Source organism: Colwellia sp. MB02u-9 (assembly GCF_014077085.1).
Taxonomy (GTDB): domain Bacteria; phylum Pseudomonadota; class Gammaproteobacteria; order Enterobacterales; family Alteromonadaceae; genus Cognaticolwellia.
In genome coordinates, this window is record NZ_JACGVF010000097.1 from 85,491 (window position 1) to 97,608 (window position 12,118).

Here is a 12,118-nt window from a genome sequence, read left to right on the forward strand (position 1 = left end):
ATGTTAAATTTTTTCAGCATTAAAAACAGCTTAATCACCATAGTCTGTACTTTATCTTTCATTTTTAGTGGCCAAGGTTTAGGGCAAGAACTTGATAAAGTTTCTATTCAGCTCAACTGGCTGCATCAATTTCAATATGCCGGCTATTACGCAGCCAAAGAACAAGGCTTTTATCGAGCATTGGGCTTAGAGGTAGAGTTAAGAGAATTCAAAGGTTCAAGCCCCATTGAAGATTATGTCATCGACGGCAGGGCCGATTATGGCATCAATGACTCAAGTTTAATTGTCGCCAAAAATAATGGCAAACCTGTTGTTATTGTCGCACAAATATTTCAACATTCACCGGCGACTATCGCCACATTAAGATCTTCTCGCATTGCCCGTCCATTTGATCTGATTGGTAAGCGCATCATGATAGATACAAGATTGAAAAATTTTGCCCCTATTACTGCCATGCTTATGCAAGCAGAACAAGATATGTCAGCCTTTACTTGGCAAGAACAAAGTGACAGATTTTCAGCGTTAATTACCGGTAAAACCGATGCTATTTTAATTTATGACACTAATGAGCCCTTTGAATTTGACCAAGCAAATATTGATATATTAACCATTAGCCCAAGAGACTACGGTATTGATTTTTATGGCGACAATCTTTTCACCAGTGAGTCAGAGGTAAAAAACAACCCTCAACGTGTACAAGCAATGCGTCAAGCAACCATAAAAGGTTGGCAATATGCGCTCAATCATAAAGCAGAAATCATTAAATTAATTGCAGAAAAATATAATAGCCAAAACAAGTCTTATCGCCACTTAGCTTTTGAAGCTGACGAAATTAGTAAAATAATTTTAGCTAAATTTATTCCTCTTGGCTCAATCGCCCGCACTCGCATGGAAAAAATAGCTGAAATTTATTATCAACTGGGCATGATAGATAAGCCTTTCATCCCCACCAATCTATTACTAGAAGACGCCTTAAGCAGCTTTGCTCCTAAACAACTTGCCATTAATAGCAGTACGTCATTAATTATTGTCATGGTAATAATTTCACTGTTATTAATTTTTTCAACACTGCTGCTACCAAGATTAGTTAGTCAACAACACCTAGCCTCCTTTATGGCATCAAAAAAATTCCCCTTTATCGTCCATACCGTATCGATATTAAATATCGCCATTATTTTTAGTGTTATTTACTTATCCTTGCAAGACAATGAAAAAATCAGCCAAGCCAATATCAAAAAAAATCTTGAATTTGTCGTTGAAGCAACAAAAAATAGACTAAATGATTGGCTAAGTGAGCAAGAAAACTTATTAAAACAAATAGCTAAAGATGAGACATTAGTTAATCTCACTAAAAGCTTACTGTTGCAATCCCAGTTAAACGACACACTCATCAAAACAAAATCACAGCAAAATATTAGCCAATACTTGCGCCAAACGAGTCTTGAAAACCAAGGTTTTTCAGTTATTAATCAAGACTTCATCAACATTAGCGCTGATGACAATGACCGCCTAGGTAAAACTAACCTAATAGCCCAACAACACCCCGAGATTATCACTGCTGTTTTTGCTGGAAAAAGTCGTTTTGTGCCTTCAATAAACTCTGGTGTTAAGCACTCACTTAGCCACTCGGCCAACACGATAGATCAATACAATATGTATATGATCACGCCAATCTTCGATGAAAAAAATCAGGTTATTGCGGCATTATCCATTAGCATTCAAGTCAGTGGCCAAATCTCTACTATTATACAGCAAGGTCGCATTGGCGCCTCAGGCGAAAGCTACTTAGTCAGTCGATTAGGCCAAATGCTCTCAAAAAGTCGCTTTGATGCTGAATTATCATCACTAAACTATTTTCAAGAACACAGCAAAAATAAGCAAATGATCACACTTAAAGACCCACAGATTAATGTCATGAAAAACCCTGATGCCGTGATTAACAGCCAGCAATTACCCTTTACTTTTATGGCAAACCAATTGATCAATAATGCCCGTTCAGACAACATTAGCTTGATCACAGATCATAAAATTGCCAGTAATGTCTTGGGGTATAACGACTATCGCGGTGTCACCGTTTATGGTGCTTGGTTATGGAACAATCAGTACGGCTTTGGTATTGCAACCGAAATTAATGCAGATGAAGCCATGGGGGGCGTAAGTTCACTGCGTAATGAATTGATGTTAATTGCTGTTATTACCTTACTATTAACCTTAACGTCTAACGTATTTACACTCACGGTTGGCCAACGTTCAACAAAATATATGCGCCACTCGAAAGCAGAATTAGAGCAACTTGTTGCACAACGTACCGCTGAATTACATCAACGCGAACGTGCAATGTGGCAGTTATATGAACATGCGCCAGTGGCTTATGCGACCTTAAACGCTCAAGGTGAGTTTATTAAACACAATTTTGTCTTCGCACAAATGTTTAAACGCCCAAGAGGCACGTTTTCCTCCTTAAATTGGCAAAGCTTTGTTGCGCCAGCTCATTACGTGCACCAAATATTTCAGACTAAATCTCGGCTTTTAGAGTGTGAAGTGCCAGTAAAAATAAATGACAAGAAAACTATCGACACTATGATGTCTGCCCTGCCGGTTTATGATGACGATAATAAATTAACCGAAGTGCGGTTAACCTTAATCGATGTGACGCAAAAAAATGCCGCCAAAGCACAATTTGCCGCCTTAATGGAGTCAGCACCTGATGCTATATTGATGTTAGATAAACATCGAGAGCACAGCATTGTTAACTCGCAAGTATTAAGCATGTTTGGCTACGAAAAAGCTGAGCTTATTGGCGAAAAAATTGAGCGATTATTACCAGAAGAAACAAGCTTACATATTTTTCACCACTTATTGCACGAACCTACCCTAGAGAAAAAGCTCATCGAGCTTAACGGTAGACGTAAAAACGGTAGTGAATTCTCTGCAGAAGTCACCGTTAGCGCCGTCGATATTCATAATGATCGCTTTATTGTTGCCATTATTCGAGACATCACCAAACGCAAAAACCGTGACGCGGCATTGGCTGAGCATCTGCTTTTCCAACAAGCACTGGCTGATACCATTCCATACCCGATTTTTGTTAAAGACCCTGACTTGAAATTTACTAACGTTAACAAAGCCTATGAACAAACCTTTAATGTTAAAAGAGCAGATATTATTGGTAAAACCGTACTAGACCTCGCCTATTTGCCCTTAGCAGACCGAAAAGCCTACCAAACAGAAGACAAGGCAGTTATTGACTCAATGGGCATGGTGCGAAAAGAAATACCACTGGTTTACGCCGATGGCTTAGAACATACCACCATGTATTGGGTAAAAAGCTTTGCCAAAGCTGATGGTTGCGCTGGCGGGTTATTAGGTACCTTTGTTGATATCAGTGAACAAAAAATGGCCGAGCAAACATTGGCTCATGCCAAAGCATTAGCAGAAGAAGCGGTTAAAGCTAAATCAAATTTCTTAGCCAATATGTCACATGAAATACGCACACCAATGAATGCTATTATTGGTATGTCGGCGTTAGCATTGAAAACCGATTTAACACCCGAACAAAAAAATCATATTGCCAAGGTCAATCTCGCAGCCGAATCCTTGCTAGGTATCGTTAATGATATTTTAGATTTTTCAAAAATTGAAGCCAATAAACTCGACATTGAATCTATCCCGTTTTGCTTAGATGATATTCTCGATAACCTCAGTATGATGTTAGTCGATAAGCTGAACGAAACACAAACTGAGTTGATTTTTGATGTTGAAAATACCGTCCCCATTAACCTTATTGGTGACCCACTGCGCCTGAGCCAAATATTAACTAACCTTGGCAGTAATGCTGCTAAGTTCACTGAACAAGGGCAAATAAAAATTCACGTTTCATGTCTCAGTAAGCGTGACGATAACGTTACCTTAAAATTTTCTATTTGTGACACTGGCATAGGGATGAATGCGCAGCAACAAAAAAAATTATTTCAATCCTTCAGTCAGGCAGACGCCTCAACAACACGAAAATATGGCGGAACCGGTTTAGGATTAGCGATTTGCAAGCGCCTTGTTGAATTATTGGGTGGTGAAATATGGTTAGAAAGCGAAGAAGATAAGGGCAGTCAATTTCATTTTACCCTTAGCTACCAAAGCCAGTCATCGGAAGATATAAACGCTAAAAAAACTAATTTAACCTCAGTTGAAGGTTTAACCATCGCTTTAATCACCGACAATAAAATCTATAAAACTATTTTACAGCGGATGTTAACGTCTTCGGGCTTTATCGTCGAAAATTTCAACTCTGTCGCCGAAGCGCTGCCAGAGCTAAAAAACAAGAACAAGGTTTTTGATGTCATAATATTCGACCTGATCAATTGCAGTGACAATCAACACTGTAACGACTTGGGCTTAATACTCGCTGCTAGCATAGGTTTGCCAATATTACATATTCTCCCTAACAAGCAAAAAATGTCGGAGCTTGCACTTAAAGGTAATGAGCAATACTCCACACTTTGTAAACCCATAACCTCGTCTAATTTACTCGACAGTTTATTGCTAGCTTTGGCTCAGGAAAACCTGCGTAGTGAGCCATATAATGCTTCCCTGCGTGAAGTCCCCTTGGCCATAAATACACTTCAGGGTGCAAGAATATTACTGGTAGAAGATAATGAAATAAATCAAGAATTAGCGACTGAGTTATTAACTCATCATGGTATTGAAGTGGTGGTCTCCAATAACGGCCAAGAAGCCATAGACCGCCTTAACCATGAGCACTTTGACTGTGTGTTAATGGACTGCCAAATGCCCATTAAAGACGGCTACACCACCACACGAGAATTACGTCAAGACCCACGATTTATCGATTTACCTATCATAGCGATGACCGCTAATGTCATGGCGGGCGATCGTCAAAAAGCCTTAGACTCAGGCATGAATGAACATATTGGCAAACCCATCAATACCGATGAACTATTTGTCAAATTGACAAAGTGGGTGAGACCCAAGAGTACAAATAATACAAATAATGCCAATACGTTAGATAAAATAGCGAGGACAACAGACGATAGAGCTCAGCCATTAGCTGATAAAAATCAGCAAATGGCTATTCCTGAACTCGACGGCATCGACATAAAAGCAGGTTTAGCGATAGCGCAAAATAATCACGACTTGTATCTACGCTTATTGCTTAAATTTAAAACTAACTATGCAAATGCTATGGCACCCATTTCCGTGGCATTAAACAACCATGACTTTGCTCAAATAGAATTACTGGCACATACCTTAAAAGGTGTCGCTGGCAATATTGGCGCAACAGCACTTTACGCGCTTTGCCAGCAGCTAGAAAACAACGCTATCCAGCGTGATATAAAACCACTACTGTTAACACAGTGCCAAGATGAACTTAGTCGTATTGAACTTGCGCTAGCACCGCTAGAGCATCAAGAGCCTGCTGATATAAAGTTCAATGTGTCAGCCTGCAAAGCACTTATGGCGCAATTGATTATTGATGTAGAACATTGTGATGTTGCCGCTATTGATAGCATTCATACCTTGCTAGCAATGAGCCAACAGCAAAGCTATCACCAAGCACTAAAAGACATTAGGGCAAAAATTGAAGTTTATGAATTTGACGATGCGGCCGAACTACTGAAGGACATTAATATTTATTCATAAACTAATCAACCAACATAAAAGACACAGCAGACATAACTCATTGAATTTTAAGTACTGTCAGTAAGTTGTCGGGTAAAAGTCGTAGTAAAAATTTATCTAGTAATGAATAATTCAATCAGAACAGTTACAAGGAGAAGTAAATGATGGTTCGACAGTTAAGACTTAAACGAGCATGGTCTCAAGAGCAACTAGCCCAGTTCAGTGGCTTAAATATAAGCACTATCCGACGCATTGAACGAGGCCAAAAAGCAGGTTTGGAATCACTGATTATTTTTATCTATTAAGTTTACGTTGTCGAAACGCAAATAAAAGCGCTAAGCCAGCTAAAAATAGACCTGTAGGCTCAGGAACGGCTTGTGGACTTTCAGCAAAGCCAAAACTATCTGCGATAAAAAAATATTCTTCGAAATCGCCATCAGCTAAAACAAAATTGAAATTGACTTGAAAAGAATCGCTTTCACTAAAGTTTCCAGGCCCTTTAATAAGACTGTCCAGTTCAATAAATTCTGCAGAAACCATGTCGTCAAAACTATCTATAATAAAAAAACCAGCGGTAGCATAGGCTTCTTCGTCACTGCTAGCAGTAAAAATTTCTGCAAACCAAGTGATATCAAAAAGTACATTGACAAAAATATCTGAGCCGGTATTATTCTCAAAAAATAAATATCCATCTGTTTCCCAGGAACTCTGAACAAACCCTCCCATACCGTTTACTTGGCCATTAGCCGCAGCGCTGACTAAACCAACCTCATCAGAACCAAGGATAACTGGGCCAAAATCATCGCTACCACTTGCGTCTCCAGATGCACTGCCGTCGACAAAAACTTGACTATCAAAAAGTACTGTTTCAAATTCATTGACAGAAAATGTCGATGAGACTTCAACATCAACGCCAGTATCAAAACTGGTTATAATCTCACCCTGACTTTGAGCACAAAGTAAACTGAGACTCGATAAGACTAAGCCAAGTCCAAATTTTTTCACTAATATTTTTTTTAACATTTTAAGCTCCCTCTTTATTTTATAATTCCATCGTGATCTGACCTACATTAAAATACGGTACGTTAATTAATGTAGGTCAGGCTTTGCCAATACACAAGCCAAAGCTAGTGCGGTAAAATTTATAGCAAATGAATTAGTTATTTTTTTGCTCGCACTAAATTTTAATCGCTATTTCATATACTGCTTTAGCAGCAGTGCTGAAATTTGTCTTATAAAAATTTGGCAAGAGTTCTGAAAAGATTAGGCGCAGGTATTGTGCTTTATTTTAAGTATACAAAATATGATCTGATATCTTCGATTTAATAGTCTCATTGGCAAGCGATTAAGCTGAATTCTAGCTTAAGCCAATTCAGCTTAATCGGTTAACAGCCATACGATTTAAACTAATAGAGCCAAATCCCATCACTTAGCTGTTATTAATTTATAGGCTAATTAGCTTTTATTCGTTAGTGATCAAACCCAAAGTTTATGCAGAATTTTTCACTAAAAATCAGCCGCGACTTCAAACACTAGCTTGGTCTCATTAATCGGATGACAAAATGACAAATACTCGGCATGTAAATGTAAGCGATTTGCTTTTAAACCATAATGGTCATCGCCAACGATTGGCATATTCAAGCCCATTTTATGAGCACAATGCACTCTAAGTTGATGCGTTCGCCCAGTTTTAGGGAACAAGTGCAGTCGTGTGGTGTTATTTTTTCGTTCAAGTACTCGCCATGTGGTTAGCGCGTGTTTGCCGTGTTGATAACAAACCATTTGCCGTGGTTTATCATCAAAATCTAAGGTCAGTGGTAAGTCAATACTGCCACTTTCTGCCACAATATTTCCATCAACCAAAGCGACATAGCGTTTTTCTATGGTGCGTTCAATAAACTGTTTTTGCAGCGCTTTATGGGCTACTTTATTGAGCGCAATAATTAACAAACCTGAGGTCGACATATCTAAACGATGGACAATAATTGGCCCAGAGGCCTGTGGGAATTGACTTTTAATACGTGAATAAACCGAGTCTTCAATGTTTCTACCTGGCACTGACAAAAATTCGGCCGGCTTATTAACCACTAACATATCTGCGTCTTGATAAACAATGGCTAGATCTTTACCCAGTGCAGGGTTGATCAGCAGCGGATTATCATCAACTTGTAAACCTTGCAGCATATGGGTCAGAATGGGCTGACATTTACTGTAACAAGACGGATAATAATTTTTGTGTTGTCTAATAGCCGATTTTGGCGCAGCGCCCCACCAAAACTCAGCCATAGCGAGTGGTTTTAAGTTATGTTGATAAGCATATTGTAACAGTTTAGGCGCAGCGCAATCACCCGCGCCAGCCGGTGGAGTATGATCAGGTAGCTCAGCAAAAATGGCATTTAAGTCTTTAGCCTCGCCCTTAGCATTGAGAAATTGGTACTGAGCAAAAAGTTTTTTCTGTAAATTTTTCGAGCGTGATTTTCTCAGTTTTTTTAACTTGGCAATTTCACTGGTAATACTCGCTAGTGCTTGCTGCAATAAGTCGAGTTGGTCTTGCCAAGATTGCTTTAGCGCTTGCAGTTGCTTTTTTTCTTGAATGCTTTGCCCAGCTAAATTTGCTTTTAACTGTTCAAAGTCGTGCTCCGCGAGTCGATCAATAGCTTCGCTGCGTTGTTGTTTTCTTTGCAGACGACTCGCTACCATTAAACTTTGCTGCGCTATTAACTCTTGCTGATAACTTGCTGTTGCCGCGCTCAGTTGGTTATTAATAACACTCAGCGGCTCGCTATGCGCTAACTGCTCAATTTCGGCATTAATATTATTGATAATACGATTTTCTGCCAAAAAGGCAGCGTCTTGCAGTTGCATATTTGACACTGCAGGCACAAAGTTAATATCCGCCGTGTTATCCTCAAGTTGCCCAGAATAAGCACTTAAAAAGCCTAACTCTTGCTGGTTGTTTTGCACAACCAACACACCAAACATTTTTCCAGTATTGGTTTTATGTGATTCAACTGACGCATTTAATACTGTTTTCTCCAGCCATTGTGGCAGCATTTCAAGCTGTTGCTGTAACTGCTCAACGGCTTTAACTGCTAACGGTTGTGGTTGGTAATAAAAGGGGAAAGTAAACTTTTCTGGCAGCGTTATAGAGTCAACAGCTTGGGAGAATAACGTAAAGCAAGGGGCAAGATTTGTCATGGCAATATAATGATTAAATGTTCAATAAGGCAATTAGTCAAGATAATAACATAATCATCATTATCTCACTAAATAACCTGATCTGGCGTAATCTTGATAAATTGATGTTAAAGACCATGCAGCGCATGCTCAAGCTCGATATGCTAAAGCCTAGCCAGCATTTATAGCGATAAATGCTGGCTAAATCACTACCGACGCCGCCATAAAAAATTGACCTGTGGCAAAGAATTTTTTAAGTAAAAGCCTAAACACTAAAAACGACTACTTTAACAGCTATCGCAGCCATTAACTTGCAACCAATAGGTTTAACCTGAAATGCTAAAACTCTTGCCATTACACACAACAAACTGTTTTGATGATAGTGAGATAGTTGTTGTGTTTGTGCTGGGTTTTATTGTTTTGTCTATAAGCTGCCTGCAGCGCTGATATAGGCTAACTTGTGCTGTTATAACTTAGCTTTAACTTAGCAATAATTTAGCTATAAATGAGCTCTAACCGATTACTGAGCACTAAGTACGAGTAGTACTTTTAGCAATATCACCCTAGCGAACAGTTGGCATAATTCACGGCTGTTATTTAATTTTTGCCACACCCGCCACTTCTATAACCGTTTTTGCCTCTGCCCGTTCAATAACTTTTACTATAGTCGTTTGAATAGTTTCGTCTTTTCTGATGTCACCTTTGCTAGAAAAACGTTCTTCCTGAGCATCAGCACCGGCTTCTAACATAAAACTAACCACTACTTGTGTCGCACAATCTTCAGCTTCGCCAAAATATGCCAAGGTAATTTGAGGGTAGCCCTGAAAACCTGCCTTAACTTTTTTTGCTATACGTTTTGTTGATTTATCTAAATTCATAATATCTATCCAGAGGAAGTATATGCCCAATTAATGGACTGATTATGTTGACTAAAATATGCTACGAAATGAAAATAAGCTAGCAATTAACTAGTTCGCTTGAGTTGTTTGCTAGTTTGCATTACTTTTCAGCCATTGACTAATGATGTTTGTAATATAGTTAATTGATGTTTATCGCCGACTAGTTTTGGCCACAAATTTAAATTCACGCCAATAGTTTTATATCTGCCTTATTCCAGTGCATTGTTAAGTTACTATTTCAAACGGATTTAGCCGCGAAAAAACGACAGCAAGGCAAGTTAAATAACACTACGCAGCTCTACTGAATAGTTAAATAAGTGATTGCTAAAATGGCTGAGATGTTAATAATAAGTTAACTACTAGCCTGACTCTGTATTAGCATTCATTAAGGCTTAGAAAAACTTAACACTATGTAGATAATACTTGGCTACTTTAGAAACATAGTTTTATAATGCCATTAAATTGCACCCTCGCAATAAAAGTGTTACAAATTGTAATGTATTTAAAAAAGTATAATTATAATATTATTCTTTTTTTAAATTTTCGAAGTTATTACATGGTTGATTTTTTCGCAATAAAAAAAACTATGCAATATGGATATTGATTAAAGTTAATATTATATGAATACAGCAGTTCCGAATAATAACAAGCAGACTGATAATAGACAGAAGTTCTCCCATTTTTTGATGTCGCAATGCTTAAACGTTAGGCGTGGGGCTTTAATCGCCGGATTGCTTTTATATCTAGCATTTTCCATTATGGATGTAGTTAAATTTCCCAGTGAAATATACCTATTAACACTAACATCTAGACTATTTTTAGTAATACTGCCCTTATTGTATTTAAATTTCATTTATTGGTTCAAGCCCCCGATAACGATACGTTCAAACATATTATTAATGTTGTTTATCTACTTGGTAGTGGGCTTAAATCACAGCTTGATCTATTATCTTTCTGACATAAATGGTTTTTCATTTCCTCAGCTTGGTTTAGTGCTCATTATAATGTTTGGCTGCTTACTTATGGTGCTGCCGATCAAACCTGCAGCCATAGCCACTGTGATTATTCTCTGCGTATTTTCAGCAGTAAATATTCACTTAAGCCACTCATTAACCGACTTAATATTCATGTTGATAATTTTTATTGTTGTTGCAGGTATTTGTCTTATCATTAATCTAATCGGCCAAAAAACGCTCTATCAAAATTATTTATTAATCAATCGCCTATACAACGAGTCGATCACAGACGGATTAACAAAACTCAACAACAGAAGATCATTTCAAGAACAAATAGTAAGATTAAATGCAATTGCCGTGCGTGACAATGCGGCCCTAGGTTTAATTTTTATTGATGCAGATTATTTTAAAATAGTTAACGACTCTTGCGGACATAGCATGGGTGATGAGGTTTTAAAAAAGCTAGCTCGCGTCATAAAGAACAAATGTCGTCGTACTGAAGACATTGGCTTTCGCATAGGCGGCGATGAATTTGCAGTGATTCTCTATGGGGTAAATAGAGCAAAACTTGAAGAAACCTGTTTAGAAATAGTCACAGATGTGGCAAGTCTTAATTTAAATCATAATGACAAGGCGATTAAAGTGTCTGTCTCTATCGGCGCCATTCTAAAATCGGGCAATACTAAAATTTCTAGTGATAAACTGGTTAAAATAGCTGATGAATATTTATATGAAGCAAAAGAAAATGGCAGAAACCAACACTGTTTAAAAACTATTTAACCACTGTTCCATAGTCGTTACTGATCCTTAGTATTGAGTGTTTGGTGCTTAATTAATTTTTTAATGCTGTAATATTTTAGGGCTTAATGAATAACTTTTTAGGTCGCTAGATAACCTATCATTGTAACCTAAGTATTTACTTAGCTACCCAAAGTAAAACCGTCTTTAAGCTATACTAGCATCATTAAGCCTTAGATTTTTCTGCATCAACGCTGCTTGTATTGTGTTGGGCAGTAACCTCTTGTTACATCGTCACTTCGAAGTTGCAGGTGTTTTGTCGCACGACCACCCACCCTTTTACGCCATAACCTAAAGCTTTTTGGCTTTAAGTGACTACGCATAAATTTGATCACTTCGGGCTCTCGTAAGTTGAACTGATGCTCTATCGCTTCAAAGGGAGTTCGGTCTTCCCAGGCCATTTCTATAATTCTTGATTCTTCGTCCATCAAAAATGCCATAAAAGCTATCCTAACATTGGTCAATAAGTTTTCTAGCTATACGGATAAAAGATAAGAAAAGACCAATTCCCCGTTAGTTATTTTGCCTGTTCTACGTTGGCATAAAGCCTAAGCGATACTGGTTGCGACTGTTTTTGCATTCACTCATATAAATTCACTCAGATGAACTTAAGATAATTTATCACTTTAGTGTTACCCATTGCTTTCAATA

7 protein-coding genes are annotated in these 12,118 nt (G+C 38.0%); 3 read left to right on the top strand and 4 right to left on the bottom strand.

All coding sequences use genetic code 11. The annotated features are described in order from the left end of the window. On the top strand, positions 1-5,658 hold the full coding sequence (locus H4J65_RS13490) for an ABC transporter substrate-binding protein (RefSeq protein ID WP_182198535.1): 5,658 nt from the start codon (positions 1-3) through the stop codon (positions 5,656-5,658). 140 nt (positions 5,659-5,798) lie between these two features. After that, positions 5,799-5,942, top strand: a complete 144-nt coding sequence (locus H4J65_RS13495) for a helix-turn-helix domain-containing protein (protein WP_182198536.1) — start codon at positions 5,799-5,801, stop codon at positions 5,940-5,942. Here H4J65_RS13495 and H4J65_RS13500 read toward each other — a convergent pair. The 3 genes from H4J65_RS13500 to H4J65_RS13510 form a co-directional block, all read right to left on the bottom strand. Next, on the bottom strand, positions 5,932-6,660 hold the full coding sequence (locus tag H4J65_RS13500) for a PEP-CTERM sorting domain-containing protein (protein WP_182198537.1): 729 nt from the start codon (positions 6,658-6,660) through the stop codon (positions 5,932-5,934). The genes H4J65_RS13495 and H4J65_RS13500 overlap by 11 nt on opposite strands. Positions 6,661-7,143: 483 nt before the next feature. After that, positions 7,144-8,835 (bottom strand): RluA family pseudouridine synthase, encoded by a 1,692-nt coding sequence (locus H4J65_RS13505; protein ID WP_182198538.1) that lies wholly within the window; start codon positions 8,833-8,835, stop codon positions 7,144-7,146. Between the two features lie 572 nt (positions 8,836-9,407). Continuing rightward, positions 9,408-9,692, bottom strand: coding sequence for a hypothetical protein (locus H4J65_RS13510; protein ID WP_182138214.1), 285 nt, complete (start codon positions 9,690-9,692; stop codon positions 9,408-9,410). A 1,013-nt stretch (positions 9,693-10,705) separates the two neighbouring features. Here H4J65_RS13510 and H4J65_RS13515 point away from each other — a divergent pair. Further along, complete coding sequence (locus H4J65_RS13515) at positions 10,706-11,449, top strand: GGDEF domain-containing protein (RefSeq protein WP_182198539.1); 744 nt, start codon at positions 10,706-10,708, stop codon at positions 11,447-11,449. Between the two features lie 206 nt (positions 11,450-11,655). On the opposite strand, the gene H4J65_RS13520 is transcribed toward H4J65_RS13515, so the two are convergent. Then, positions 11,656-11,907 carry a TIGR03643 family protein gene (locus H4J65_RS13520; protein WP_146879395.1) on the bottom strand — a complete coding sequence of 84 codons (252 nt, stop codon included), beginning with the start codon at positions 11,905-11,907 and terminating at the stop codon, positions 11,656-11,658. Between the last annotated feature and the right edge of the window lie 211 nt (positions 11,908-12,118).